25 protein-coding genes and 1 tRNA gene are annotated in these 26,185 nt (G+C 60.0%); 22 read left to right on the top strand and 4 right to left on the bottom strand.

The window, feature by feature from the left end:
* The first annotated feature begins 39 nt into the window (after positions 1–39).
* Together H4684_RS00765 and H4684_RS00770 are read left to right on the top strand one after the other, a co-directional pair.
* Positions 40–1,554 carry a DUF2868 domain-containing protein gene (locus tag H4684_RS00765; protein WP_161948994.1) on the top strand — a complete coding sequence of 505 codons (1,515 nt, stop codon included), beginning with the start codon at positions 40–42 and terminating at the stop codon, positions 1,552–1,554.
* Positions 1,551–2,957 (top strand): GTPase/DUF3482 domain-containing protein, encoded by a 1,407-nt coding sequence (locus H4684_RS00770; protein ID WP_092188194.1) that lies wholly within the window; start codon positions 1,551–1,553, stop codon positions 2,955–2,957. Before H4684_RS00765 ends, H4684_RS00770 begins: the two co-directional genes overlap by 4 nt.
* Before the next feature lie 40 nt (positions 2,958–2,997).
* On the opposite strand, the gene H4684_RS00775 is transcribed toward H4684_RS00770, so the two are convergent.
* Genes H4684_RS00775 through H4684_RS00785 form a run of 3 tightly spaced genes read right to left on the bottom strand, consistent with a single transcriptional unit; the run spans position 2,998 to position 6,547 of the window.
* Entirely contained in the window at positions 2,998–3,720 is a 723-nt protein-coding gene (locus tag H4684_RS00775) for a 16S rRNA (uracil(1498)-N(3))-methyltransferase (protein ID WP_092188192.1), read from the bottom strand.
* Complete coding sequence (gene gcvT / locus H4684_RS00780) at positions 3,721–4,803, bottom strand: glycine cleavage system aminomethyltransferase GcvT (protein WP_092188190.1); 1,083 nt, start codon at positions 4,801–4,803, stop codon at positions 3,721–3,723.
* A gap of 31 nt (positions 4,804–4,834) precedes the next feature.
* Positions 4,835–6,547: a hypothetical protein gene (locus H4684_RS00785; RefSeq protein ID WP_092188188.1), complete on the bottom strand. Its 1,713-nt coding sequence runs from the start codon at positions 6,545–6,547 to the stop codon at positions 4,835–4,837.
* A 200-nt stretch (positions 6,548–6,747) separates the two neighbouring features.
* On the opposite strand from H4684_RS00785, the gene H4684_RS00790 reads away from it, so the two are divergent.
* Both H4684_RS00790 and mreB read left to right on the top strand, forming a co-directional pair.
* Positions 6,748–7,776 (top strand): GAF domain-containing protein, encoded by a 1,029-nt coding sequence (locus tag H4684_RS00790; protein WP_192622518.1) that lies wholly within the window; start codon positions 6,748–6,750, stop codon positions 7,774–7,776.
* Between the two features lie 16 nt (positions 7,777–7,792).
* Entirely contained in the window at positions 7,793–8,815 is a 1,023-nt protein-coding gene (mreB, locus tag H4684_RS00795) for a rod shape-determining protein (RefSeq protein WP_192622519.1), read from the top strand.
* Here the strand turns inward: mreB and H4684_RS00800 are convergent.
* Positions 8,808–9,332: an NUDIX hydrolase gene (locus H4684_RS00800; RefSeq protein ID WP_192622520.1), complete on the bottom strand. Its 525-nt coding sequence runs from the start codon at positions 9,330–9,332 to the stop codon at positions 8,808–8,810. The genes mreB and H4684_RS00800 overlap by 8 nt on opposite strands.
* A 27-nt stretch (positions 9,333–9,359) precedes the next feature.
* On the opposite strand from H4684_RS00800, the gene rimI reads away from it, so the two are divergent.
* From rimI to H4684_RS00890, 18 genes are all read left to right on the top strand, one after another.
* A complete protein-coding gene (rimI, locus tag H4684_RS00805; RefSeq protein ID WP_092188180.1) occupies positions 9,360–9,821 on the top strand; it encodes a ribosomal protein S18-alanine N-acetyltransferase in 462 nt (153 codons plus the stop codon).
* Positions 9,818–10,474 (top strand): O-methyltransferase, encoded by a 657-nt coding sequence (locus H4684_RS00810; RefSeq protein WP_192622521.1) that lies wholly within the window; start codon positions 9,818–9,820, stop codon positions 10,472–10,474. The genes rimI and H4684_RS00810 overlap by 4 nt, the downstream gene beginning before the upstream one ends.
* Positions 10,434–10,919: a peptidylprolyl isomerase gene (locus H4684_RS00815; RefSeq protein WP_092372828.1), complete on the top strand. Its 486-nt coding sequence runs from the start codon at positions 10,434–10,436 to the stop codon at positions 10,917–10,919. Before H4684_RS00810 ends, H4684_RS00815 begins: the two co-directional genes overlap by 41 nt.
* 6 nt (positions 10,920–10,925) lie before the next feature.
* Complete coding sequence (locus H4684_RS00820; RefSeq protein WP_318779600.1) at positions 10,926–11,897, top strand: YheT family hydrolase; 972 nt, start codon at positions 10,926–10,928, stop codon at positions 11,895–11,897.
* A gap of 146 nt (positions 11,898–12,043) precedes the next feature.
* Entirely contained in the window at positions 12,044–13,465 is a 1,422-nt protein-coding gene (locus tag H4684_RS00825; RefSeq protein ID WP_192622522.1) for a DegQ family serine endoprotease, read from the top strand.
* Positions 13,466–13,503: 38 nt separating this feature from the next.
* Positions 13,504–14,397, top strand: coding sequence for a 4-(cytidine 5'-diphospho)-2-C-methyl-D-erythritol kinase (ispE, locus tag H4684_RS00830; protein WP_192622523.1), 894 nt, complete (start codon positions 13,504–13,506; stop codon positions 14,395–14,397).
* Between the two features lie 92 nt (positions 14,398–14,489).
* Positions 14,490–14,565: transfer RNA gene (locus H4684_RS00835), tRNA-Gln, on the top strand.
* Between the two features lie 22 nt (positions 14,566–14,587).
* A complete protein-coding gene (locus H4684_RS00840) occupies positions 14,588–15,532 on the top strand; it encodes a ribose-phosphate diphosphokinase (protein WP_015772896.1) in 945 nt (314 codons plus the stop codon).
* A gap of 52 nt (positions 15,533–15,584) precedes the next feature.
* Positions 15,585–16,178, top strand: a complete 594-nt coding sequence (locus H4684_RS00845) for a 50S ribosomal protein L25 (protein WP_092188168.1) — start codon at positions 15,585–15,587, stop codon at positions 16,176–16,178.
* A gap of 76 nt (positions 16,179–16,254) precedes the next feature.
* A complete protein-coding gene (gene pth, locus H4684_RS00850; protein WP_192622524.1) occupies positions 16,255–16,851 on the top strand; it encodes an aminoacyl-tRNA hydrolase in 597 nt (198 codons plus the stop codon).
* Between the two features lie 98 nt (positions 16,852–16,949).
* Complete coding sequence (locus H4684_RS00855) at positions 16,950–17,480, top strand: CarD family transcriptional regulator (RefSeq protein ID WP_092188164.1); 531 nt, start codon at positions 16,950–16,952, stop codon at positions 17,478–17,480.
* A gap of 254 nt (positions 17,481–17,734) precedes the next feature.
* A complete protein-coding gene (gene rho, locus H4684_RS00860; protein WP_092188162.1) occupies positions 17,735–18,982 on the top strand; it encodes a transcription termination factor Rho in 1,248 nt (415 codons plus the stop codon).
* Positions 18,983–18,994: 12 nt separating this feature from the next.
* Entirely contained in the window at positions 18,995–19,897 is a 903-nt protein-coding gene (gene nadE / locus H4684_RS00865; protein ID WP_192622525.1) for an NAD(+) synthase, read from the top strand.
* Positions 19,894–21,312: a beta-barrel assembly-enhancing protease gene (locus H4684_RS00870; RefSeq protein ID WP_192622526.1), complete on the top strand. Its 1,419-nt coding sequence runs from the start codon at positions 19,894–19,896 to the stop codon at positions 21,310–21,312. Before nadE ends, H4684_RS00870 begins: the two co-directional genes overlap by 4 nt.
* An 81-nt stretch (positions 21,313–21,393) precedes the next feature.
* Complete coding sequence (yajC, locus tag H4684_RS00875; RefSeq protein ID WP_092188156.1) at positions 21,394–21,747, top strand: preprotein translocase subunit YajC; 354 nt, start codon at positions 21,394–21,396, stop codon at positions 21,745–21,747.
* Between the two features lie 149 nt (positions 21,748–21,896).
* The gene (gene secD, locus H4684_RS00880; protein ID WP_192622527.1) at positions 21,897–23,492 is read left to right on the top strand and encodes a protein translocase subunit SecD; all 1,596 of its coding nucleotides are present in this window, start codon (positions 21,897–21,899) and stop codon (positions 23,490–23,492) included.
* A 10-nt stretch (positions 23,493–23,502) separates the two neighbouring features.
* Complete coding sequence (gene secF, locus H4684_RS00885) at positions 23,503–24,576, top strand: protein translocase subunit SecF (protein WP_192622528.1); 1,074 nt, start codon at positions 23,503–23,505, stop codon at positions 24,574–24,576.
* Between the two features lie 364 nt (positions 24,577–24,940).
* Positions 24,941–26,185 carry a sulfite exporter TauE/SafE family protein gene (locus H4684_RS00890; protein ID WP_092188150.1) on the top strand — a complete coding sequence of 415 codons (1,245 nt, stop codon included), beginning with the start codon at positions 24,941–24,943 and terminating at the stop codon, positions 26,183–26,185.

Raw genomic sequence — 26,185 nt, forward strand, 5'->3', positions numbered from 1 at the left:
CAATTTTTGCCCGGGTCTCTCTTTTGCCAAGAGGGCTGTGTGCTGGTAAGGCTGCTGGTCATGAAACACGGCATGCGCCTTGGCGACTATCTCGACCTGGAATGGTTCCTGGAAAAGGACAGGATCCTGGACCCCGGAGAAATCCTGGACCGGGATCGTAAAATCGGGCTGGCGGCCCAGGCAGGCGCCCTGCCTCCAAAGCTGCAAGGCGCATACTGGCTGGAACGTCGCCGGGACGGCAGCTCCGGAGGGCTGCCCTCGCGTTCGCTTTGCTCGGTCCTGATCGCGCTGCGTCTGCTGTTCGGCTTCGGCGGCCTTTTGGCTGGCATATCCCTGGTGCGGGCGCTGCTCCTTTATTCGGGAATCGAGCCGGTCAATGTCTCGGTTTTTTTGCTGTTGGCCGTCTTGCCCCAGGCCGGGCTCAGCCTGCTGGCCGCCGGGCTGCTGGTGTGCAGAGGGCTGCGCCGGACCGAATTTCGCATCCCGCTGCGTCCCCTGTTCGATCTTGTCTGGCGCCGGCCCGGCAGCCTTTCGCCCCAGGCCGGATTTGTCCGCGCGCTCATCCTGCGCCGAGGCTGGCCGGCCCGGATGCTGGGTTGGGAGAGCTTGCGGCTCCTGCATCTGGGCGGCTTCTGCCTGGCCTTCGGTTCCCTGGCCGCTTTGGCCGTCAGCGTCGCGGTCACGGATCTGGCGTTTGGCTGGCAGTCCACCCTGCGGATCGGAGCGCAGGGCATGCACACACTGGTCACGGCCCTGTCCGCCCCGTGGTCCTGGCTGCCCGAGCCGTGGGGCCTGACGCCGACGCTGCTTCAGATCGAGGGCAGCCGCATCGTCCTGAAGGACGGCATCCAGGCCCTGGCCAGCGCGGATCTCGTGGCCTGGTGGCCGTTTCTGTGCATGTGCCTGCTGGTCTATGCCCTGCTGCCCAGATTCATTCTGCTGGCGTCGGCCCACTGGATGCTGCGCCGCGCGGAGCGCCGCTTTGTCCATCCCGACCTCGGGCGCATCGTCGATCGCATGCAGGCGCCGTTGCTCGGCTCGGCCAGGGCCGGGGAAATCCCGGCCGCCCCCTTGCACCTTGGCGTCAGCGCGGCTGCGGGCACGGAGCAATCCGAACTGCAGGGTCAGGCCGGGATCGGTTGCGTGCTGCTCTTGCCGCCGGAGCTTGTGGGGCGGATCAGGGATGATCTGCTTTCCGGTTTGACACGGCGGGTCTGCGGCTATCCCCCCGGGCGCGTGATTCCCGTCAGCCTGGACATGGATGGAATCCGGCAGATGCTGGACGATTGCGCCGGAATCGACTGGGCCGGAGGTTTTGAGCGCTACGTGGTGCTCATCGAGGCCTGGCAGCCGCCCATCCGTGAAAATCTGCTGGCCCTGACGCTGCTTGGTCAGGAAAACGGCCGCGGCCGGAATCTGATCCTTGTTCTCTGCGGCCGGCCCTCCGGAGGAGACTGGATGACCGCCCCCGATGCCGCCGCGCGGGAGGTCTGGTCCGATGCAGTGGCGCGCCTGGCCCCGTTGCGTGTTGACATTTTTGGAGCAAGCACATGAATTCCATGCCCGTTTTTGCCGTCATAGGTCATCCTAACGAAGGAAAATCCTCGGTGGTGGCCACCCTGGTCGAAAACGACCGCATTCGCATCAGCCCACGTCCGGGCGAGACCATGGAGTCCATGACCTATCCGGTCAGCATCGACGGAAAAGACGTCATCGCCTTCGTGGACACCCCGGGTTTTCAGAACCCGGTGCAGACCCTGGGCTGGATGCGAAAGTTCCGGGGATCGGAAAGCGAGGTCTTCGAGGCGTTCCTGGCCGAGTTCAGGGACGATCCGGGCATGGCTCACGAGTGCGAATTGCTGACCCCTGTGCGCGACGGAGCCGGGATCATCTATGTGCTCGACGCCTCCCGGCCCCTGCGGCAGGTCGACAAGGCCGAGATGGAGATTCTGCGCCTGACTGGCAGGCCACGCATGGCCATCCTCAACTGCAAGACCGGGGAGGAGCAGTTTCTGGAGGAATGGAAGACCGAGCTGCGCAGGCATTTCAACATGGTGCGGACCTTCAACGCCCTGCGCGCCACCTTTGCCGAGCGCATGCGTCTGCTTGAAAGCCTGCGCGCGCTCGAACAGGACTGGGAGGACGCGCTGGGTCTGGTGGTGGATGTCTTCGCGCGTGACTGGCGGCGCAGGAACGCGGAGTGCGCGGCCCTGGTCTGCGATTTTCTGCGGCGGGTGCTTGGCATGGCCGAGACGGCGCACCTCGCCGACCCAGGCCGCAAGGCCGAAGTTGAGGCCCGTCTGGTTTCACGTCTGGAGGAGCGGATCAGACAGGAGGAGGAAACGCTGCACGAACAGGTCTGTCTGCAATTCCGCCATGACCGGCGCTCCTTTGTGCTGCCGGAACAGTCGGTGCTGCGGCAGGATCTGTTTTCCCGCACCACCTGGACCGTCCTGGGCCTCAGCAAGGGCAAACTCGTGGCCGCGGCCGTGGCCGCCGGAGGAGCGGCGGGGGTTGCGCTGGACCTGGCGACGCTTGGCAGCAGCCTGGGGCTTTTCGCCGCCGTGGGTGGAGCCACCGCCGGACTCGCGGCCCTGTTTCAGGGCGAGCGGCTGGTGCGGGGCAAGGTGCTGGGGCTGGGCATCGGGCAGCGCAGCGTGCAGGTCGGTCCCCTGGACACGGTGCAGTGGGTGTTCGTTTTGCTGGATCGTTTCCTGCTGCACTATTGGTACGTGATTCACTGGTCCCACGCCTGGCGGGGCGAAGACTTTCTGCCGGCCCTCGTCGACGAGGGTGGCAAGCAGGGCTTCACCAGCACATGGAGCAGGGAGGCGCGCGGTCTTTGCGCGGAGTTCTTCAAGGTCGCCACCGCGGGAGACGACTCAAGGGCCATGGAACTTGAAGCGGACCTGCGTCGTTTTCTGGAGGAGGAGCTGGAGCGAATGTCCAGGCTTTAGGGCGATTTGGTCCGTCCGGCAGGCCGGAGCGTGGAGTGTGTCATTTCCTGCTCGCCGCCCACAGGTGCAGCGACAGGACGAAGGTGGCGGCGGTCTCGAAGCGCAGGATGCTCGGACCCAGACTGACCGGGGTGAAGCCGTGATCCAGGAAGATGCGCGCCTCCCTGTCGTCCAGGCCTCCCTCGGGTCCCAGAACCGCCACGCTGCCCCGCGAATCCATCAGTGTGTCCGGGTCCATGAGGCGCGCGTCCTCTTTTTCCCAGCACAGCACCCTCGATCCCATGTCCCCGGCGGCCTGGGCCACGTCGAGAGGTCCCCTGAAGGTCCGGATGCCCGGCAGCCAGACGGCCCCGCATTGCTTGGCCGCCGCCGCGAGTTGCCGGTCCCATCCCTGTTTTCCTTCATCCGGGATATCCCCTTGCGATCTGGCCGCCTGCCAGAACCAGACGGCCGAAGCCCCTAGTTCCACGGCCTTTTCCAGCAGAAATCCGCGCCGCAGCCCTTTGGACCAGCCCACAGCCAGGGTCAGGGGCGAGGCCGGTTCAGGTACAGCGTGTTCCTCGATGAGGTTCAGGCCCGCGTCCCGTTTGTCCAGCCGATCGATGCGAAAAAGCCCCCAGCGTCCCCGTCCGTTGAAGAGGCGGATCGTTTCTCCGGCCTTGGCGCGCAGCACGCGGGTCAGGTGGTGGAACTCCTCCCCATCGAGCAGAAAAGGCTCCCGCCACAGGGCGGGAGCCAGATAAAAGGAGTTGAGGCGCGACATCTAGGCCAGTTTCCTGCGGGCAGTGCCGGCAGTGTAGAAGGGCATGTCCGCGCGTGCGGCTTCAAGGGTGGTGCGCGGTCCCTTGACCGTGAAGGTTTCGGCGTCGGCCATGTCCGCGCGGACAAAGGCCATTGCTACGCAGTAGCCGAGGCTTGGCGCGATGGAGCCGCTGGTGACCGTGCCGACCCTGGTCTCGCCGACGTAGACCTCGTCGTGATGGCGGGCGCTGCGGCGGCCGTCGATGCGCAGGCCGATCAGTTTCTCGCGCACATTGCCGAGCCCGGATTTGCCGATGTACTCCGCTTCGCTCTTGAGCATGCCTCCGTAGCCAGCCTCCACCGGGGTGTGCTGCGTGTCCAGGTCCTGGCCGTAGAGGGGCAGCCCGACCTCAAGGCGCAGGGTGTCGCGTGCGCCAAGGCCCGCCGGGCGGACGGTTTCGTCGGCCATGAGCTTTTCCCACAGCACCTCGGCCTTGCTCCAGGGCAGGTAGAATTCGCAGCCAAGCTCGCCCGTGTAGCCCGTGCGGCTGACAATGAGCCTGAATCCTTCAAACTCCACTTCGCGGAAGGCGAAGTAGCCAAGGCTCGTCCAGTCACCGGGCATGACGCGGGCCAGCACGTCGAATGATTCCGGACCCTGCAGGTCGATCTTGGCTATGTCGAAGCTCTGGTCGATCAGGGTCAGGCTTGCCGGAAGGTGGCTTTTTATCCATGCGAAATCGGACTCGATGCATGCTCCGTTGACCACGAGCATGTATTTTTCCGTGTCCAGCCGGTAGACGATGAGGTCGTCGAGCACGCCGCCTGTTTCATTGAGGAGGAAACCGTAGCGGCACTTCCCCGGGGCCAGGGTGGCCAGGTTGTGGGTCACCACGGTGGCCAGCGCTTCGGTCGCGCCGTCGCCTTCAAGCAGGAATTCTCCCATGTGGGAGATGTCGAAGATGGACGCGTTGGTTCTGGTGTGCTTGTGTTCCTCAAGGATGCCGACATATTGGACAGGCATGTCCCAGCCCGCGAAAGGGACCATTCTGGCCCCGTTGTTCTTGTGCCAGGCATGAAGGGGGGTGGTCAGCAATTCGGACATAGGTGTTTCCCGCTGTTATAGGGTGATGGGTTTACGCTTCGGTCTTTGTCTTGCGTATGGCTTTGAGTTCGTCAACCAGGGAGACCAGTCTTCGATACAGCTTTCTGATCGTGACGCCGTTTTGGGTCAGTTGGTCTTCTTTTGGCGTCATGTAGGTCTTGATCAGATAGCGGTCGTTGAGCATGGCTTCGGAAAAAAAGATGGCCTTGGAGACCAGTGGGTCGAAATAATTGGCGAATTCAAATTTCAGGTCGGCCAGGATGCCGGTGCTCAGGCGCAGCATCTCAAGATAGGAGATCTTTTTCCCCTTGTGGATGCGGTTCTTCAGGTCCTCCAGTTCTTTGATCTCCCTGGCCTGCTTGATGTAACTGTACGTGGTCCAGACTTCCTGATGGAGTTCGTGGTGCTCGCCGAATTCCTCGGCCAGCGCGGGGTCGGTCAGGTATCCGTCCAGCACGCGCACGATCTCGGCGTAGAATTCATCGGAATACCCGATCATGCGCCGCTGATGCTTGCTCAGCCACGAGTGCAGGAACTTGAGGCGCTTCTCGTGGGTCTCGGTGTTTTCGATGATGTCGTTCTTCTTGTAGACCACCCGGCCCAGAAACTCCCCGCGCACGATGTCGTTGAGCTTGAGGCTCATGGTATAGGTGTCCTTGAGCAGGTTGACAGAGGTGCAGACCTGGCCCGTGAGGGGATGGATGATCTCCTGCCGCCAGACGGACAGGGCGCGGTCCTGGCGGACGTTGTTGATGTCGAACTTGTGCTGCCGGTACACCACCCGCAGGATGACCGTGCGTCGCTTGCGGTCGAAGAAATAGCCTTCCTTGTCCAGGTGATCGATCACATCCAGGCCGCGAATTTCCACGGGAACCAGGGCTATCTTTTCCACTCGCGGGTAGGGGTGTCCGGACTGCGTGCTGAAAATGGAGGTCAGGGTCCGGTCCGACTGGCCCAGGGCCTTGATCAGGAAATTCTCTCCCATCTTGTGCAGACGTCTGGCGAAAATGGCGGCCGAGGTCTTGCGCTCCGAAGAGATGGGGTAGCCGTATAGCTCCATGAGAAACTGGTACACGAACTCGCGGTTGTTTTCGTAAAGCAGGTTGTCGTTGGACTTGAATTTGCGGCTCCTGAGTCCGAAACGCTTGAGCTCCGTGTCCAGATCCGAGGGCAGGGACGCGTAAATCCCGGACAGGTAGAATTGGCCGTCGCGGTCCAGCGAGAGGACGTGGGCGCGGTCCATGCGGCTCAGGAATCCGACAAGCAGGGAATAGGAGGAGATGTCCGAGATCTGGTGGTCTTTTGTCGCCTCCTTGAACTCCTCGCGCATCTCTTTTGGCATGTGGGCCAGAAAGCAGGCCAGGTTTTTGTCGTGCAGCGAGGTCTCAAGCACGCAACTTTCTCCGAGCACCCGGCTGTCAGGGTCGCGGCAGGTGTGCAGCAGGTCGAACTGGAAAATTTCGTTGAAGTAGTCCAGAGAGCGCCCGAAGGCGACCATGGAGAAGCCCGGCAGCTCCGGGAATTCGGTCAGGGACGGCTCGAACGAAGGCAGGAGATCTCGTGCGTCGACCACGGGATAACCCTTGATCTCGGCGTATGGTTTGAGCAGACAGAACTTGATGTGGATGAAATCCAGGAAGCGCCGCAGCTCATCCAGGTCGCGCAATGGAGATTTCGGCAGCAGATGCCCGCTTTTCAGGGTCTTGAAGGTCGGGATCTTGGAGAACGCGTTTTGCCATTTCATGCTGGTGCCAACTATCTCATTGTGTTTGTTACGGTTGTGTGTAGACTATTTTTCATGTTTTGCGTTGCCAGTAAACAGGATTTTCAGCTCGTGCCACCGGCCCCTCCGGTGGTTGAAGAGCGTTCTCATTCCCTGTATGTTCGAATCTTTGCCTTGATGCGTGTTTCGAACCATAGGCGCGCCGTGAGAGTGTCCATCCCATGACCATGAAATACCCTTCCCTGGACAGATTGCTGGAGAGCATCGGCAGCGTTTTTGACGCCTATTCGGTGGTTCTCTTTTGCCGCAATTCCGCCGGGACATTCGATTTGATCACCTCCTTCAGTCTTGGGGACTCCATCCGCAAAGGCGCGAAGATCGAGCAGGGGCAAGGACTGGTGGGCTGGATTCTCAAGAACGATTCGCCGCTTGTCGTCGAGAAGTTCGACGAGAAGAACACCTTCCTTGGCTACTATGGCGCGGAGCAGGACGAGCAGATCAAGGTTTTCGTGGGCTGCCCCCTGCCCGGTGGACTGGGGGCCCTGTGCATGGACAGCAAGAAGACCTATGCCTTCACGTCCAAGGACCAGCGCCTGCTGTCCCTCTTCGCCCTGGTCGTGGCCGCCATCATGGACGATGTGGGCGAGGGCGGGGTCTCGAATCGCGAGCAGGCCTTGTATCGCGTGCTGCAACAGGTCTACGCCCTGCGCGAGGCGCATCCCAAATGGACGGATTTCCTGAACCGCTATCTGGCGCTTCTGGCTGGGGCCAGCGGTTACGAATACGCTTTTCTCGTGGTCAGCGACGAGTGGGGGAACAACTACCTCCTTGAAGGCAGCAACAAGCCCTTCATGCCCGAGAATTTCACTGCCAGGCAGTCGTTCAGCACGGGCAGCGGGCTTCTGGGCTGGGTCTTCAAGAAGAATCAGCCTGTCTTTTTTGGCGACGGCAAGAGCGAGCTTGGCCGCACGCCCCTTTTTGGCCGCGACATCCCGGGCCCGGTTTTGAACACCCTCATGGCTTTCCCCCTCAAGGTGCATACCCGTTGCCGGGGCGTACTGGTCTTCGGGGATCGCGAAAGCCGGGTCATCAGTAATGAAATCCGGGCCTTTGCCAACATGGCCGCGGATTATTTGGCTCTTTTTCTGGAGAATCTGTATCTGAGGAACAAGGTCAGGCGTTTTGCCCCGCCCAGCGTAACCGACCCGGGCGACGCCACCGATTTCGACAATTCCGATTATCACCCTTAAGTCAGGCAGGGCGAATATGTTTTTCAGCAAGCTTTTCGGTTTTCTCGGTAAAAATCTGGCCATGGACCTCGGCACGGCCAACACGCTCCTGTATTCTCCCAAGGACGGGATCGTGCTCAACGAACCTTCGGTGGTGGCCCTCGACATCCGCAACGACGCCATTCTGGCCGTGGGCCGGGAGGCCAAGGAATATCTGGGCCGCACCCCGGAGCGGATTCGCGCCGTGCGCCCTCTGAAGGATGGCGTCATCGCCGACTTCGAGGTCACCAAGGCCATGATCGCCTACTTCATCAAGAAGGTCATTACCGGCATGCGTATCGTCAAGCCGCGCATGGTCATCTGCGTGCCAGCGGGGATAACCCAGGTGGAGAAGAGGGCGGTGATCGAGTCGGCGCTGCAGGCCGGAGCGCGAGAGGTCAAACTCATCGAGGAGCCCATGGCCGCGGCCATCGGCGCGGGCCTGCCCATCCACGAACCCAGAGGCAACATGGTGGTCGATATCGGCGGGGGGACCACGGAGGTGGCGGTCATTTCACTTTCCGCCGTGGCCTATTCCGAATCCGTGCGCATTGCCGGGGACGAGATCAACGATGCCATCCAGCGCTACGTGCAGGATGAATTTCAGCTTTTGATCGGTGAGAACATGGCCGAGGCGGCCAAGATCCACATCGCTTCGGCCGTGCCCCTGCCCGAGCCTTTGCAGTACCGGGTGGCGGGAAAGAACCTGGTCGACGGCAACCCCAAGTCCATCATCCTGAACGACTACGTGCGCGAGGCCATCAAGGAGCCCGTCGCGGCCATAGTCGCGGCCGTGCGCAGAGCCCTTGAGAAGACCCCGCCCGAGCTGGTCGCGGACATCGCCACCAACGGCCTGCTTCTGGCCGGAGGCGGGGCGCTCCTGAAGGGCCTGGACAAACTCATCACGCAGCAGAGTTCGCTCATGGTGCATATCGACGACGACCCCCTGACTACGGTGGTGCGCGGGACGGGGCGTTCCCTTGAGGACGAGGCGTGTTATTCGAAGGTCTATATCAACTAGCGGCGTCCGGACGAAGCAGGCGTGCGTTCCATACGGTCAGCAGCGTCGGGGAGAGCTGGTCCGGGTAGGATGTGGCCAGGGCGCCGAGCTCGTCCGGGTCCACGGCCATGAAGGAGAGGTCCTGAAGCAGATGCCGGGCGGCCTGGCTTGAAAGTCCGGCGCAAAAGACCTCCACGATCTCGTTGCCCGTTCCCGCCCCTTCGGTCAGCGTTCGCGCATGCCGCAGATTTCCGGTCAGATCGGCCGTGACGGGGGGCAGATGCCGCTCGGCGGCCTCCTCGGCGGCCTCCGTGGCCATGATGTGCCCGCTTCCCACGATGTCCCAGCGCCCCGGATACAGAGGGTGGCTTTTGCTCAGCCTGCGCAGCAAGAGGCGGCCCTTTGCATCCGTCAGCAAGAGCAGAAAACCCCTGTGCCTGAGTCCCTGCAGATGGACCTGCTCCGAAGCCATGATGGCCAGGGGCAGGTTGTTTTCGTCCACGACGTGGATTTTTTCCTGGCCTGTTTCCAAAAACATGAATTCCCGCGCTGGTAAGAGGTGGAGATGGTTGAAAAGGGTCTTGAGCTGCGCTTGCTTGAGCCTCGGGATGCATCGGCGCTTGCCGCCCTGGAGGCCCGGGTTTTTGCCGACGCCTGGGACGCGGAGCATTTCAGAGAGCTTCTTGGGCAGGATCGCTTTTTGGCCGTGGGCGCCTTTGACCCTGACGGACTGTGCGCATATCTGACGGCATACAGTGTGGCGGGAGAGCTTGAAATAGTCAACGTGGCTGTGGCTCCCGCGCTGCGCGGTCAGGGCATTGGCCGGTCGGTGCTGCATTTTTTTCTGGAGCAGGGGCGCCTGGGCGGCGCCCGGCGCGCGGTTCTTGAGGTTCGCGCCGGAAATGTCGCGGCCCGGGGCCTTTACGGGAGCTGCGGTTTTGTGCAGGTGGGGGTGCGCAGGGCATATTACGCCGACAGCGGCGAGGATGCCCTGGTGCTGGAGTGGACGCCGTGCCCCGGCTCGTGAAAGATCCGCACGCCAGTTTTCGTGCCCTGGCTCCGGACGGGGAACTGGGCCTGCAAGGGCTGGCCGATGAGGCCGCCGCGCGTGGGATTCCGGTCATCGGGCCGGTCATGGGCGGGCTGCTTGCGCTGCTGTGCCGGATCATGGGAGCCGTGCGCGTCCTTGAACTGGGCGCGGCCGTGGGCTATTCCACGACGTTTCTGGCCCGGGCCGTGCGGGATACGGGCGGGATTGTCCTGGGCGTGGACATGCACGAGGCCCATTGCCGCGAGGCGCGGGCCAATCTCGCGTCCTTCGGATTGGAGGAGAGCTGCGCCCTGCTGTGCGCCGACGCCCGCGCCCTGCCTTTCGGTGCTGCGGGCTTCGATCTGGTCTTTCTGGATGTGGACCAGCGCTACTACGCGGAGCTTGAACCCGTCTGCCATCGCCTGCTTCGTCCCGGAGGGCTGCTGGTCGCGGACAACACCGCCTTTGCCGACGCCCAGGCCTTCAACGTCCTGATCCGGGACGGCAGGCGCTGGGACGCGGTCAACATTTACGCATTCTTACCGAATCATGCGCCGGAGCAGGACGGAATCTGCCTGGCGCGCAAGAAACAAACAGGAGACTCAAGAAATGATAGTAATGGAAACTTCCAAGGGTACGCTGAAGATTGAACTGTTCGCGGACAAGGCCCCCCTGACCTGCGAGAATTTTCTCAATTATGTGCGCGAGGGCTTTTACGACGGAACGATCTTCCATCGCGTCATCCCCAATTTCATGATCCAGGGCGGCGGGATGACCGAGACCATGAGCGAAAAGAAGACCGGCGATCCGATCAAGAACGAGGCCGACAACGGCATCAAGAACCAGCGTGGCACCCTGGCCATGGCCCGCACCCAGGCCGTGGATAGCGCGACTTCCCAGTTTTTCATCAATCTGCGCGACAACGCGTTCCTGGATCACGGCTCGCGAGATTTCGGCTACGCCGTGTTCGCGCGGGTGGTCGAGGGGATCGAAGTCATGGACGCGATCGCGGGCGTGCCCACGGGCAGCTTCGGCTTTCATCAGGACGTGCCCAAGGAGCCGGTCATCATCACCCGGGTCAGCGTGGAGGAATAGGCGTTGGTGCGGCTGGCGAGAGCCTTCCCCTTCTCCTCGGGGCATGTTCAGACGCTTTTTCCGCCGTTGTTCCGCCCCATGGCGGACGCGTGCTACGAGCGGGAGCGTCTTGAAACCTCGGACGGCGACTTCGTGGACCTGGACTGGTCCCGGGGGGATGGGAGCCGCGGTCTTGTCTTCATCATGCATGGCCTTGAGGGGCACTCCAGGCGCAAATACGTGCTGGGCATGGTCAAGGCCGCTCGGGAGCATGGGCTTGACGCCGTGGCCATGAACTTCAGGGGGTGCAGCGGGGAGCCGAACCGCAAGGTCTCCATGTATCATTCGGGCTGGACCCGCGACCTGCACGAGGCCCTGCTCATGATCGAGGCCCTGGGTCGCTACAGCTGTGTGCACCTGGTCGGATTCAGCCTTGGCGGAAACGTCATCCTCAAGTATCTCGGAGAGGACCCGTCTATCATTCCGGAGTTCGTGCGCGGGGCCGTGGCCATTTCCGTGCCCTGCGATCTGGAGGATTCTGCCCGGGCCCTGGCCCGTCCGCAGTGCGCGCTCTACACCCGCTACCTGCTTGACCAGCTGCGAAAGAAGATTATCGAGAAGGGTCGGCTTTTTCCCGGAGCCCTCGACCTCAAAGGAGTGGAGAAGCTGCGCACCTTTCGCCAGTTTGACGACCGCTTCACGGCCCCGCTGCATGGTTTCCGCGATGCGCTCGACTACTGGCGACGTTCCAGTTCGCGGCAGTACCTGGCTGGAATCGACCGACGGACATGCATCATCAACGCCGCCAACGATCCTTTTCTGGGGCCGCGCTGCTATCCCGCCGAGGAGGTCCGGGCCAACGACCGCCTGACCCTGCTCACGCCCCCGACCGGCGGCCATGTGGGTTTCGTGGGTTCGGGCCGGGGCGGGATGTACTGGTCGGAGTGGATGGCCATGAGCTTCCTGCTGGAGCAGGGCGCTTCGCAAGTGCAGAAATGAGGCGCAAGGTTTCGTAGCTGATTGCAGATGTGCGGGATTTTGCACGGCAAGCCGGAACACAAATTTTTTTTCCTTGCCGATCAACGGATTGACTCTGGCATGATCGATGCTTTTTGCAGGTTGTCAACAAGACACGGAGGTCTCTCATGAAATATGCAATTCGACTCCTTACCATCATGTTCGTGTTTGTGGCTTCGGCCACCATGGCCGCGCAGCTGCCGGACTTCACGGAGCTCGCGGAAAAATCGGGTCAGGCGGTGGTCAATATCAGCACCGTCAAGATCGTCAAAAATCAGCGCAACATGCAGCAGTTTTTCCGGCAGGGTCCGCAGGGTCAGCACCCGTTCGGAGATTTCTTCGACCAGTTCGAGCGCTTTTTCGGGGAGCAGGGGCAAGGCGTTCCGCGCGAACAGCGCTCGCTGGGATCGGGCTTTGTCTTCTCCGCTGACGGGTACATAGTCACCAACAACCATGTCATCGAAGGCGCGGATTCCATCAAGGTCAACCTGCAGGTCGACAAGAACGGCGACCGCTCCTACGACGCCGAGGTCATCGGCACGGACAAGGAGACGGACCTGGCGCTTCTGAAGATAAAGGCCGACAAGCCGTTGCCGTTCCTGACCTTCGGGGATTCCGACGCGCTCAGGGTCGGGCAGTGGGTCATGGCCATAGGCAACCCCTTCGGACTTGACCACACCGTCACGGCCGGAATCGTCAGCGCCAAGGGTCGCACCATCGGCGCCGGTCCCTACGACAATTTCATCCAGACCGACGCCTCCATCAACCCCGGCAACAGCGGCGGACCGCTCATCGACATGGACGGCCAAGTCATCGGCATCAATACGGCCATAGTGGCTTCGGGGCAGGGCATCGGCTTTGCCATTCCCAGTCGCCTGGCCCGTCAGGTGATCGAGCAACTCAAGGAACACAAGATCGTGAAACGGGGCTGGCTCGGCGTGTCCATCCAGGACGTGGACGAGAATTCCGCCAAGGCCCTGGGGCTTGAAGCGGTTCGCGGCGCCCTTGTCTCGTCGGTGACCGCCGGAGATCCGGCGGAAAAGGCCGGGATAAAGGCCGGAGACGTGATTGTCGCCGTGGATGGCGTGCCCGTGGCCGACGCCGGCGATTTGACCCGCAAGATCGGTGATCTCCTGCCCGGCGTGAAGATCGATCTCTCGGTCTGGCGCGAGGGAAAGACCGTCAAGATTCCTCTGGTTCTGGGCGATCGCAGCGCGGAAAAGGTGGCCCAGGGAAGACCCGGCGCTCCGGGCAGCCAGGGCGAGGATGTCCTTGGACTGAGCGTTCGGCCCGTGACTGAAGCCGAAGCAAAGGCACTGGAGCTCGAGCAGGCTCGGGGGCTTCTTGTCGTCGAAGTGAGCGAGGATTCCAAGGCTGCGCAAAACGATTTGAGCGCCGGCGACGTGATCCTCGAAGCCAACGGCAAGATGGTGAACACGGTCAAGGCATTGCGGGACGTGATCGAGGGCGACGGCAAGGAGAAGGGCGTTGTCATGCTGCTGATCAAGCGTCAGGGACGCAACGTCTTCCGCACCGTGCCCCTGCCCTAGAAACGCGACGGGAAGCACATAAGGATGAGCACGCAAGGATGAGCATGGTCTGGAAGCTTCGCGCCGGTTGCAAGGTCAACCTCTATCTGGACATCGTCGGGGTGCGGGAAGACGGCTATCATGAGATCGAGAGCCTCTTTTACCCGCTCCCCGCGCCTTGCGACATTCTGGACGTGCGCCTGTCTGGCGGACAGGGCCTGCGCCTGTCCTGCTCCGCTTCGGACCTTGGCGCCGAGGAGAACATCCTGTCCAGGGCATACCAGAAGTTTGCCGACGTCACAGGTTTTGCTCCGGGCGTGTCGGTGCACCTGCACAAGAACATTCCCATGGGTGCGGGCCTGGGAGGCGGCAGCAGCGATGCTGCCGCCTTTCTTTCCTGGCTCAACGCGCGGGCCGGTGAACACGCCCTGGCCAGGGGCGAATTGGCCAGGCTGGCTCTGATGCTGGGGGCCGACGTGCCTTTTTTCCTGGGCAACGTACCGGCCTGGGTCACAGGGATCGGCGAGAAGCTCGAACCGGTGGCCTGCGACCTGGCCGACTACACACTGCTGGTGGTCTGTCCCGCCGTACACGTCAACACCAAATGGGCCTACAGGCGATGGGACGAGATGCGCGCAAACGGAAGCGTGCGTCCAAGAAAAGAGTTGACACCCGAAAACAGCCCTATTATGAGTCTTTGCTTCACGAAACCGCCCAAGCTTTGGAATGGATTTGAAGAAGTCGTTTTTCATGAATTTCCAACGCTTTACGAGGTTAAAAAGCAAATACTGAATCACTTTCCGGACGCATGCGTCATGAGTGGAAGCGGTTCTAGTTTTGTGGCTCTTTTTTCTTCCGTGGAGTGTGCAAGCCGATGTGCCGGCGACATGCGGGCCATGGGGCACGCATGTCACGCAAGCAGGTCCGGTGAGCCTCTGGGTTTTGATTCGTGAAGGTTGGGGGTTGGGCTGCGGGTCTGCAAACCCGACGCTCTTTTTCTTTTACTAAAGGAAGCCACGGGCCTAAAAAACCGGGCGACCTATGTTGGGGCGTCGCCAAGCTGGCAAGGCAACGGATTTTGGTTCCGTCATCCGGAGGTTCGAATCCTCCCGCCCCAGCCATTTTTTTATCCAAGGACAGATTATGCCACGCATGGGCGAGCTGAAAATCGTCACGGGAACCGCCAATCCGGCTTTGGCTGCCCGCATTTGTGATCATCTGGGCTGCAAGTTGACCCATTCTCTGGTCGACAAGTTCAGCGACGGAGAGATCCGCGTCGAAATGGGCGACAACGTTCGGGGTGACGACGTGTATGTGGTGCAATCCACCTGCGCTCCAGTCAATCATAACCTGATGGAGCTCTGCCTGATGCTCGACGCCCTGAAGCGCGCCAGCGCGGGCCGGGTCACGGCGGTGGTGCCATATTTCGGCTACGCCCGTCAGGACCGAAAGGTCGTGCCCCGCGCGCCGATCAGCGCCAAACTGGTGGCTGACTTCATCACGGTGGCCGGCGTGGACCGCGTTCTGACCATCGACCTGCATTCCGGCCAGATCCAGGGCTTCTTCAACAAGCCCGTGGACAACCTCTATGCCGCTCAGGTTCTGCTTGAATATATCCGCAAGCTCGGCGATAATCTGATTATCGTTTCGCCCGATGCGGGCGGCACGGAGCGGGCCAGGGCTTACGCCAAACGCCTTGGTGTCGGGCTGGCCATCGTGGACAAACGCCGTGAAGGGCCGAACAAGGCCCACGCCATGCAGCTCATTGGCGACGTCAAGGGCAAGATCGCGGTTGTCCTTGATGACATGATCGATACAGCGGGCACCATGACCGAGGCCGGGAACATGCTGGCCGAAAACGGTGCCGAGGATGTCGTTGCCTGCGCCTCCCACGCGGTCCTGTCCGGGCCTGCCGTGGAACGTCTGAACAACTCGGCGTTTTCGCAGGTCATCGTGACCGACACCATCCCGCTCAATGCCCAGGCTCTGAGCAGTGACAAGTTCAAGGTAATTTCCGTTGGCAGTCTTATTGCCAAGGCTATACATAATATCCATTCCGAATCTTCCGTCAGTGTTCTGTTCAGCTGAACCCGGACAGACAACAGATTGATTTTTTAGTTGATGAATAAAGGAGAAAAGCATGTCTGAAGTCGCAAGTTTGCAGTTAACGCCTCGTGAGGAAAGGGGAAAAGGCCCTTGCTCCCGTATGCGTTCCAATGGTTTGGTTCCCGGCGTGTTCTACAACTCTAAGGGTGAAAATATCTCCTTTTCCGTAGACAACCTGGCTTTGGGCAAGGCTTTCGAAAAGGTTCGCTACTCAAAGATGATTGAGCTGCAGATCGAAGTTGACGGTCAAGTGCAGAAGCGCAACGCCCTGTTCAAGAAGCTCGTGAAGCACCCGGTCAAGCGTCGCTATGACCACGTGGACTTCATTGGTATCGAGCTCGACAAGGAAGTGCAGGTCACCATTCCCGTCGAGACCGTCGGCCGCGCCAAGGGCGTCGTGCTGGGCGGCAAGCTGGAGATCCTGCAGGAGCGTGTCATGGTGCGCTGTCTGCCGACTGCCATCCCTGATTCCGTTGTCATCAACGTGACCGAGCTTGAAATCGGGGGCAAGGTGCTTGTCGATCAGCTCGTTCTGCCCGAAGGGGTCAAGGCTGTTTACGAGCGCAACTTCCCCGTTGTCGCGATTCAGACCGCCCGTGGCGCCAAGGCCGGCGAAGAAGAAGAATAGTTCGACATTCCCGGGGGCCCTGCCTTGGCAGGGCCCTCTTTTCTTTTTCGACCACCCTCTTTTCTGACGGTTCCCCATGACATATGACGGCCTGATAGTAGGTCTGGGCAATCCGGGTACAAAGTACGCCCGGACCCGGCACAATTTCGGTTTCATGCTCGCGGATCACCTCCTTGAGTACTGGGACGGTCAGCCCGGAACTGTCTGCACCGCCCGCAGCGCGCGTCTCAACGCGCAGCTTTGGGAGGTCAGCGAGGATTACGGCGCCCGGCGCTGGATTGTCGTCAAGCCGCTGACCTTCATGAATCTGAGCGGTCAGGTGGTGGGAGAGCTCAGCAGAAAAAACGGGATCCCGGCGGATCGGATACTCGTCGCCCACGACGAGCTCGACCTGACCTTGGGTACGGTTCGTCTCAAGTTTTCCGGTGGGCTGGCCGGTCACAATGGGCTCAAATCCGTGGCCGCGCATCTTGGCACCCGCGATTTCGCTCGGATACGTCTGGGTATCGGCCGTCCGGAGGGCAGCGAGGCCATGGCCGATTACGTGCTGCGTTCCTTCATGCCCGCCGAATGGGAGCTGGTCGCGAGGACCCTCGATGTCGCGCGTGACGCGGTCGTGCATTATTGCCGTGAAGGTCTGACAGCGGCCACGAGCCGTCTTCATACCCGCTGAAGCCAGTTGTCTGTTCCAGCTCCTAGTGGACGCCGTCTTGATTTTGATCTATAGTCATCTTCCTTTGCAGTTCGATTACGTATTTCTGGAGGTCACTTGTGTTTTCAGTTGATGAACTTGTCGTCTATCCCGCTCAGGGGGTCGGTAAGGTCGAAAGGATTGAGACCCAGGAGATCGGCGGCGTTGCCACTGAACTGATCATCGTGCGTATATTGAGTAATAACGTCACCTTGATGGTTCCAGTGAAGAACGCTCGAAATGTCGGACTGCGTGGTGTCTATTCTCCTGAGCAGGCGGAGGAGATTCGTGTCTACCTCCAGGACAGGAGCGACTTTACAGGCTATTCCGGTCAGAACTGGAATCGCCGCTATCGCGAATATTCGGAAAAACTCAAAAGCAGCGACTTGCGCGATGTCGCATACGTGCTGAAAGAACTCATCCTCATCGGCAAGGACAAGGAACTCTCCTTTGGAGAGCGGCGTTTGCTGGAGCAGGCCATGGGCCTGATCTCTCTTGAGCTGTCGTTTGCCTTGAAGCAGGATCAGGCTGAAGTGAAGAAGTCCATTGAAGACTTGTTTGCCGACATTCTGCATGCCAAGGACGCAGAAAGCGAGGTCGAGGTTGATTAGGGGCCATTGGCCCCTTGTTTTTTATTCTGCGATCAGCTAAATATTCAATTCATTCCTGCCTGACACTACAAGTCCGCAAGCAGATGTTCATAATTTCCTTATTGATCCCTTGAAGGGCTTCATATTCATATCAGAGTACTCCTATATTCCAATATTATTTTTCGAATTTTGCATTGTACATGCTTTTTTCTTTTTGGTCTGTTCCATTTCTGCGGTCTCAGGTCCCAGCCATTTCATTGTTATGAGGGTTTGTTATGAATCTTTCTGAGTTGAAAACCAAGTCCATGTCCGAACTTATGGACATTGCCGGCGAGTATCAGATTGAAAATATGAGCGGTCTGCGTAAGCAGGAGCTTATTTTCGCCCTGCTTCAGGCCTGCGCTTCCCAAAACGGTTCCATTTTCGGCGAAGGCGTGCTTGAAATCCTGCCTGACGGATTTGGTTTTCTGCGTTCGCCCATGTACAGCTACATGCCGGGCCCTGACGATATTTACGTTTCGCCTTCACAGATCAGGCGCTTTGGATTGCGTACCGGTGATGTCATTTCCGGGCAGATCCGTCCGCCCAAGGAAGGGGAGCGCTATTTCGCGCTGCTGCGGGTCAAGGAGATCTGTTTCCGCGAACCCGAAGAAGCCAAGCGCATCGTTCTTTTCGACAACCTCACCCCCATTTATCCCGACGAGCAGTTCCGCCTGGAAAACGGCGACAAGAACTACTCCGCCCGCATCCTCGATCTCATGACTCCCATAGGCAAGGGGCAGCGCGCTCTCATCGTGGCCCCCCCGCGTACCGGCAAGACCATGCTCATGCAGGCCATCGCCAACTCCATCAGCGTCAACCATCCCGATGCCTACCTCATCGTCCTTTTGATCGACGAACGCCCCGAGGAAGTCACGGACATGGAGCGCACGGTCAGGGCCGAGGTCATCAGTTCGACCTTTGACGAGCCGCCGCAACGGCACGTGCAGGTGGCCGAGATGGTGCTCGAAAAGGCCAAGCGTCTTGTCGAGCGCAAGGTCGACGTGGTGGTCCTGCTTGATTCCATCACCCGCCTGGGCCGAGCCTACAACGCGACCACGCCCTCTTCGGGACGTGTACTGTCCGGCGGCCTTGACGCCAACGCCCTGCAACGCCCCAAGCGCTTTTTTGGCGCGGCCCGCAACATCGAGGAGGGCGGCAGCCTGACCATCATCTCCACCGCTCTTGTCGACACCGGCTCGCGCATGGACGAGGTCATCTTCGAGGAGTTCAAGGGCACGGGCAACTCGGATATCTATCTTGATCGCCATCTTTCCGACAAGCGCGTCTTCCCGGCCATCGATCTCAACCGTTCCGGAACACGCAAGGAAGAGCTGCTGCTTGCCCCCGATGTCCTGAACAAGGTCTGGATTCTGCGACGCATCATGGCCTCCATGAATTCCGTGGACAGCATGGATTTTCTGCTGGACAAAATGCGCGGAACCAAGAGCAACAAGGATTTTCTGGACATGATGAATTCCTGATCAGGAGGTTGAATGGCTGCCCTGCCACGCATGGAATGTCCTCGCGACGATGATTTTGCTTTGTGGCTCGATCTGCTTGCGATCGAGCCTTCCGAACAGCTCCTCGATGCCTTGGGCGATTTTCTGCAGGAATACCTGCGCAGCTCAGGCCTGAAGGCTTATGTCATGGGGTTGTCCGGCGGGATCGATTCATCCTTCCTCGCGGCCTTGCTGCATCATCGCCGCATCCCATATCTGGGTTTTTGCCTGCCCATCGCGACAAATACCCCCGAGGAGACCGCGCGAGGCTTGAGCGTGGCCCAGGCTTACGGTAATCCTCCCAAGGGCGCTTCCTTCGCTCATCTTCAGGATTTCACCGCGCTGTACCAACAGATTTCACGCACCTTCGCGGACATCTGCCCCGGTTCCTCTCCCGTGGCCGAAGGCAACCTGAAGGCCCGCACCCGCATGCTCTTTCTCTACCACATGGCCCAGATTCACGGCGGATGCGTCCTTTCCACGGATCAGCTCGATGAACTTCTGACCGGGTTTTGGACCCTGCATGGCGACGTGGGAGATGTCAGCCCCATTCAGCTCGTGCCCAAAAGCGTCGAATACGACCTGGCCCGCATGCTCTGTGCGCGCCTGGATGATCCCGCGCCTCTGCAGGCAGCCATCGAAGCCGTGCCCACGGACGGGCTCGGCATCAGCCGTTCCGATCTGGATCAGCTCGGGGCCGAGTCCTATGCCCAGGTCGAAGACATCTTCCGGGAGTATTTCCAGCTGCGGCTCAAGGAGCGCGACAGCGAGCTTTCCGGGGACGATGCGCAGCGCCGGGAAGAGCTTGAGCAAACGGGTCCCGTGCGTCGCTTTCTGCTCAGCGGCTTCAAAAGAGGCGGCGCGGTACTCGTGGACCCGAGGAGGGCCGTGTCGTGACCTGTGTCCGGGGCATACGCTTGCGGGTTCTCGTTCTTGCCTGCCTGATCGCCCTGGTCTTTCCCCCATCGGCCATTTCAAGTTTCGGCGAATTCACCATCCGCGACGAGATTGAGCTTGCCCGCAAGTTCGATCTGGTTATCGAGACTCGCTTTCCCGTGATCCAAGACACCCGGATCATCGGTTACGTGCAGTCGCTGGTCGACCGTCTGGTCGCGGCCATGCCTCCCCAGCCTTTTCCCATCAAGACGACCGTGGTCAGGAATTCCGCCCTGAACGCCTTTGCTTCGGCAGCAGGGCACATCACGATTTTCACGGGCCTGATCGCCAACATGGACAACGAGGACGAACTGGCCAGCGTCATCGCCCATGAGCTGGCGCACGTCTCCGAACGGCATATCGCCAAGTCCATCGAGAAGAGCCAGCTGGTCGGGGCCGGTTCCCTGCTCGGAATCCTGGCCGGCGTGCTGGTCGGTTCCCAGGGGGGAGGAGATGGCGCCGGGGCCCTGGTGCTCGGATCCGTGGCCGGGGCCAAGGCCATGCAGCTCAAATACACGCGTGAAAACGAGAAGGATGCGGATCAGTACGGCCTCGGTTATCTCGTTGATGCCGGGTTTGCACCGGCGGGAATGACCACCGCCTTCAACAAGATCCGTAAATTGCAGTGGCTTGGCGGCGGTGGGGATGTACCCTCGTATCTGTCCACGCATCCGGGCATGGACGATCGCGTGGTCTACATGCAGGAGCGCATTGCCCGGTTGCCCGCCAACGTGCGAAACCGCGCCTCGGACAACGAGGCTTTTCAGCGCGTCAAGCTGCTGGTCCAGGCCTGGTACACGGATCCCAACACCGCCAAGGCCATTTTCACGTCCACCGGAAAATCGACGTGCCTCTTTGTGCTTGGCGAGGCCATCGCCCTCAGCAGGTTGCAACAGATCGAGGCGGCCAGGGTCCGTTTTGAAGAGGCCCTGGCATGCAATGCCCATGACCCTTTGTGGATGCGTGAATACGGACGCTTTTCCTTCGAATACGGGGACCTCGCCACCGCTGCGAAATATCTTCAGGAAGTCGTCCTGCGTGATCCGAACGATCTCTTTGCCCTCTTTTTCTATGCGCGGGCCGTGGCTGAGCAGGGGAATCATGCGGCCAGCGTTTCTGCCATGGAGCGGGTGCTCAAGGCCGTTCCCCGCGATGCCGAGGTTCTGGAATATCTCGCCCGCTATCAGGCAGCCATGGGGCGCGCTTTCGAAGCGCACTTGAATTTCGCCAAGTCTTTTGCATACAAGAGAAAATTCAGTAAGTATAATTTTCATCTGCAAAAGTCCGAGGCATTGGCCCAGACTCCCCCGCAGCAGGAGCAGCTTCGCAAGGTGCGCGAGGAGATAGCCGAGTTTCGGGAGATTCTGGGGATCTAGTCCGCTTTGGCCTTGTATTTCAGGCTTTGCCGGTGTAGCCAGACCGCAAGTTTTCGCGATAATTCGTAATGGAGGAACACCATGTTTTTTGAAAATCTCGCCCATGCCATGGGACAGGCCCCTGCGGCCGGAGGTCAGCCCGGCAATCCGCTGATGACCTTCATGCCCCTTATCTTGATGTTCGTGATCTTTTATTTTCTGCTTATCCGCCCGCAGCAGAAAAAACAGAAAGAGCACAAACAGATGCTTGAGAATCTGACCCGCGGCGATCGTGTGGTCACCGCCGGTGGATTGCATGGCCGCGTGGTCGAGGCCAAGGAAGATGTCCTGACCATTGATCTCGGCAATGACATGCACGTGCAGGTCGGTCGCGGTTTCATATCGGGTCTCATCCCCGCCGAGGGCGGCAGCAAGCCCAAGGACAAGAAAAAGTAGCCTTTTCATACGGCATACGATAAGGCAGGCCTGTTTCCGTAACCGGGAACAGGCCTTGTTTTGTATGCGTGACCGGGGCTTTGGGCCTCGGTTGCTGATTGAGATTTTGGCAACATTCAACCTGTTTGATTTGGATAAGGATGATGCTCATGGGTAGTTTGCGCTGGAGGGCATTGCTTGCCGCGTTCGTGATTTTTTTGGCCCTGATACATGTTCTGCCCTCAATTCCATCGGTTCGGAATTCATCGCTGGGGGCGCTGCTTCCTTCCGATGAAATCGGCCTCGGACTTGACCTCAAAGGCGGAATTCATCTGACTCTGGGTGTGGATCTTGATGCCGCTTTGGGCAATGCCATCACCAGCATTGGGCAGGACCTGCGCCTTGAAGCCCGGGAAAAGAAAATTCCGGTCCTGCGCCCGCGTCTGCTGGACAGTCGAAGGCTCGAATTCACGTTGCTCAAGCAGGAGCAGAAGACGGAACTGGATGCACTGCTGGCCGCCCGCTTCGGCAGCATGGAAATCATATCCACCGAGGATGGCGGTAACGGGCAGCTGCGCTATGTGCTGGGCGCCACCCCTGAGTATGTGAAGTATCTCCAGGACCTGACCATGGATCAGGCCCTTAAGACCATCCGCAACCGCATCGACCAGTTCGGAGTGGCCGAGCCCGACATCCGCAAGCAGCAGGGCAATCGCATCATTGTTCAGCTGCCGGGTCTTGACGATCCCAAGCGGGCCATCAACATCATCGGCCGCACCGCGCATCTGGAATTCAAGCTGGTCGACGACGCCGCCGACGTGCAGGCCGCCGTGGCCGGAACGGTTCCTGCCGAGAGCGAGCTTGCCTATTTGCAGGACAAACGGGGCGCCTCGGAAGTCAAGACGCCCATCGTGCTCAAATCCGAGGTCGTGCTCACCGGCGAGTACATCACCGACGCCAACGTGCAGTTCGATTCCTACGGGCAGGCATATGTCGGCATGAATTTCAACGCGCGCGGAGCCCGCATCTTCGAAGAGGTCACCGGCGCGAACATCAAGAAGCGTCTGGCCATCGTGCTCGACGGCACGGTTCATTCCGCGCCGGTCATCCAGGACCGCATCGGCGGCGGCCGCGCATCCATCACCGGGCAGTTCACCACCGAAGAGGCCCATGATCTGGCCGTAGTGCTCCGGGCCGGTTCCCTGCCCGCTCCGGTGAACATTCTCGAAGAGCGATCGGTCGGACCTTCCCTTGGACAGGAATCCATCGACAAAGGCATGATGGCCGCATTGATCGGCGGTTTGATGGTGGTTGTCTTCATGTCGATCTACTATCGCCGGGCCGGACTGATCGCGGCCTTCGAGATCATCCTCGACATTTGCCTCATCCTGGCCGGCCTTGTGGCATTCGGCGCCACGCTGACCCTGCCCGGCATCGCGGGCATCATCCTGACGCTGGGCATGGCGGTTGACGCCAACGTGCTCATCTACGAGCGCATCCGTGAAGAGCTCCGGCACGGCGAGTCCGTGGCCGCAGCCATCAACAACGGCTTCAGCCGGGCGACCCAGACCATCGTCGACTCCAACGTGACCACGATCATTGCCGCGGTCATCCTGTACCAGTTCGGCACCGGCCCTGTGCGCGGCTTTGCCGTCACCCTGACGCTCGGCATCCTGGCGTCCATGTTCACGGCCATTTTCGTGTCCCGTATCTTCTTCGACTCCTGGCTGGCCAGACGTCAGCCCGGCACCCAACCGAGCATTTAAGGAGCAGACCATGTCCTTTGAAATTATCAAACGCGATACGAACATCGACTTTGTCGGGATGCGTAAGTACGCGTATGTCCTTTCCGCCGTGCTGCTTCTGACCGGGTTCCTGTCCCTGCTCGTCAAGGGCGGCCCGCAATACGGCATCGATTTCGCCGGCGGCTTCAACGTCCAGGTCAAGTTCAGTCAGTCCGTTGAACTGGACAAGATCCGCATGGCTCTTGACAGCCCTGCCCTGACCGGTCTGGTGGTCCAGGATTTTGGCGACGCCGGGGATCACGAGGTCCTGCTGCGAGCGTCCTTTTCCGAGCAGACCGCCAATCAGGTCCGTGAAGCCGTGAACACCGGACTTGAGTCCGCCTTCCCCGGGGTGACCCATGAAATTCAGCGTCTTGAGATGGTCGGCCCCAAGGTGGGCGCCGATCTGCGTGAGAAAGCCCTGGAGGCTATTTTCTACGCGGTTCTGCTCATAGCCACCTATATCTCCGGACGTTTCGAGCAGAAGTGGATGGTCGCCGGACTCATGGCCGCCGGCCTGGCTTCGGTTGTCTACGTGCTTGATTTTCTCAATGCGCCCACGAGCCTGTCGGTCATCGTCGCGACCGTCGCGGCCCTGGTGCTGTGCGTCGTCTTGCGCCTCAAGTACGCTCTTGGAGCCATTGTCGCCCTTATCCACGACGTCATGATTCCGCTGGGGCTATTTTCCCTGCTGAACAAGGATGTCGATCTGACCATCATCGCGGCGCTCCTGACCATTGTCGGTTACTCCCTGAACGATACCATCATCATCTACGACCGTATCCGTGAGAACATCCGGGCCAAGGTTTCGCCTTCCCTTGACGTTGTTATCAACAAGTCGGTCAACCAGACCATGTCCCGTACGCTCATCACCGCAGGCACGACCTTCGTGGCCGTGTTCTCCCTGTATGTCTTCGGTGGCGGCGTGATTCATGATTTTGCCCTGACCATGCTCGTTGGCGTCGTGGCGGGCACCTATTCGTCCGTATTCGTGGGTGCTCCGATTCTGGCCTTCTTCAAGCCCCGCATCGATGTCGATGAGCATCCCGCACCTGCCACTGCCTGAAGTACGGTTCTTTCCTGACATTCATTAAGGCGCTCTTCGGGGCGCCTTTTTTTATCGTGATTGCGGACCATTGGGTTGTCCTTGCATCTCGGACCGCAAGGTGCCGTGCATTGCAGGATCTAGTATTGTGAAATTAGTAACGAATCAAAGAGGTTTGGAGGGGTGTTTTGAGAGAAAGTTTGGTGAAAAATGTGACAAAAGGAGCAAGGCGGGCCACGAAAAATCTTAGTTTGCCATTATCCTTGAAACAGTGGTAGGCGAAATGATCTTTTCAAGATGAGCCGAGTCTGGTGGTGAAGTCCGATAACTACTCGGAAATTTTCAGCTTAGTGTCATTTTTTAAATGGGAGAAAAGGGAGGATTTATGTCTAAACGTTTTCGTGTTCTGGTTTTGTCCGCTCTCTTTGTACTTGTGAGCGTTGTCGGCCCCCTCTGGGCTCAGCAGGAAGCTGCCGCGCCTGCGGCCGCTCAGACGGAAGTAGCCGCTCAGGCCGCTGCCGCCCCTGAAGCTCCCAAGGCTGCCGTCACCGGTTCCAAATTGGAAAAGGCCATTGCCATGGCTCCCGTGGGAACCGAAGCCGGTCAGATCGATACAGCCAAGCCCGCCGGTTTTCTCGGCATCCCCGGAGCTCCCCAGATCAATCCGATCATGGCGCTGCTCTGGGCGGTGTGGGTAGGCTGGATTTTCTCCACTGTCGGCGCGTTCGGCGGCGTCATGGCCGGTGTCGGCCACGTTACCGTTTTTGGCCTGGGCGCCTACGCCAAGGGCTTCAAGACCTCCGCTCCCGACCTGAACAAGACCGTTACCGACTCCATCCGTGCTTCCAACCAGTTCCTTGTCGGTCTGTCCGCACTCATTTCCGCCATCAACTATGGCAAGATGGGCCGCCTTGTTCTGCCTTTGGGCCTGGCGCTGGGCGCCGGCTCCCTGCTCGGCGCATGGGGTTCCGCGACCCTGTCGGCCGGCAAGGTTTCCTTCTCAGCCTACCAGGGCTGGTTCGGTTTCTTCGTATTGGCTCTTGGATGCTACCTGCTGTGGGAAACCTCTCCTGCCGGTCAGTCCAAAAAGGTCAAGGCCAAGCAGGCCGCACAGGCTTTTGAAGCCGCTGTCAAGGCTCAGCGCACCGGCGGCGGCCCCGCTCCGACCGGCGTCAAGATCCTCGGCATCACCTTCTCCAAGGTTCAGTTCACGTTCTGCGGTGTCGAGTTCAGCTTCAATCCCGTGCTGCCCGTGGTCGGCGGTATTGTCATCTCCGCCCTGGCGGCCTTCCTGGGTGTCGGCGGCGGCTTCCTGCTGGTGCCTTTCCTGACCAGCATCACCCAGCTGCCCATGTACCTGGCTGCCGGCACTTCCGCCTTGGCCGTTCTGGTCAGCATGGTCACCAGTATCCTGACCCTCATGACCAAGGGCACCCCGGTTGATTGGGTTCTCATCGGTACGGAAATGGTCGGCGTCGCCATCGGCTCCATCGTCGGTCCGCATACTTCCAAGTATTTTTCCGACAAGCTGCTCAAGCGCATTTTCATCGTTCTTGCTTTCTATGTAGGCATTGACTATGTTTTGAAGGGTTTCTTTAACGTACGCGTCATCGAAATTCTGTTCGGCTAG

The sequence above is a fragment of the Desulfomicrobium macestii genome (assembly GCF_014873765.1).
GTDB classification, from domain to species: Bacteria; Desulfobacterota; Desulfovibrionia; order Desulfovibrionales; family Desulfomicrobiaceae; genus Desulfomicrobium; species Desulfomicrobium macestii.

Bases quoted from the DNA above. Each gene is read 5' to 3' on its own strand.
- secF (WP_192622528.1), top strand. From the start codon at position 23,503: ATGTCCTTTGAAATTATCAAACGCGATACGAACATCGACTTTGTCGGG.
- secD (WP_192622527.1), top strand. From the start codon at position 21,897: ATGGGTAGTTTGCGCTGGAGGGCATTGCTTGCCGCGTTCGTGATTTTT.
- pth (WP_192622524.1), top strand. From the start codon at position 16,255: ATGACATATGACGGCCTGATAGTAGGTCTGGGCAATCCGGGTACAAAG.
- H4684_RS00800 (WP_192622520.1), bottom strand. From the start codon at position 9,332: ATGTTTTTGGAAACAGGCCAGGAAAAAATCCACGTCGTGGACGAAAAC.
- rho (WP_092188162.1), top strand. From the start codon at position 17,735: ATGAATCTTTCTGAGTTGAAAACCAAGTCCATGTCCGAACTTATGGAC.
- nadE (WP_192622525.1), top strand. From the start codon at position 18,995: ATGGCTGCCCTGCCACGCATGGAATGTCCTCGCGACGATGATTTTGCT.
- mreB (WP_192622519.1), top strand. From the start codon at position 7,793: ATGTTTTTCAGCAAGCTTTTCGGTTTTCTCGGTAAAAATCTGGCCATG.
- H4684_RS00845 (WP_092188168.1), top strand. From the start codon at position 15,585: ATGTCTGAAGTCGCAAGTTTGCAGTTAACGCCTCGTGAGGAAAGGGGA.
- rimI (WP_092188180.1), top strand. From the start codon at position 9,360: ATGGTTGAAAAGGGTCTTGAGCTGCGCTTGCTTGAGCCTCGGGATGCA.
- H4684_RS00840 (WP_015772896.1), top strand. From the start codon at position 14,588: ATGCCACGCATGGGCGAGCTGAAAATCGTCACGGGAACCGCCAATCCG.
- gcvT (WP_092188190.1), bottom strand. From the start codon at position 4,803: ATGTCCGAATTGCTGACCACCCCCCTTCATGCCTGGCACAAGAACAAC.
- H4684_RS00890 (WP_092188150.1), top strand. From the start codon at position 24,941: ATGTCTAAACGTTTTCGTGTTCTGGTTTTGTCCGCTCTCTTTGTACTT.
- H4684_RS00770 (WP_092188194.1), top strand. From the start codon at position 1,551: ATGAATTCCATGCCCGTTTTTGCCGTCATAGGTCATCCTAACGAAGGA.
- yajC (WP_092188156.1), top strand. From the start codon at position 21,394: ATGTTTTTTGAAAATCTCGCCCATGCCATGGGACAGGCCCCTGCGGCC.
- H4684_RS00790 (WP_192622518.1), top strand. From the start codon at position 6,748: ATGACCATGAAATACCCTTCCCTGGACAGATTGCTGGAGAGCATCGGC.
- H4684_RS00775 (WP_092188192.1), bottom strand. From the start codon at position 3,720: ATGTCGCGCCTCAACTCCTTTTATCTGGCTCCCGCCCTGTGGCGGGAG.
- ispE (WP_192622523.1), top strand. From the start codon at position 13,504: ATGAGCATGGTCTGGAAGCTTCGCGCCGGTTGCAAGGTCAACCTCTAT.
- H4684_RS00785 (WP_092188188.1), bottom strand. From the start codon at position 6,547: ATGAAATGGCAAAACGCGTTCTCCAAGATCCCGACCTTCAAGACCCTG.
- H4684_RS00815 (WP_092372828.1), top strand. From the start codon at position 10,434: ATGATAGTAATGGAAACTTCCAAGGGTACGCTGAAGATTGAACTGTTC.
- H4684_RS00825 (WP_192622522.1), top strand. From the start codon at position 12,044: ATGAAATATGCAATTCGACTCCTTACCATCATGTTCGTGTTTGTGGCT.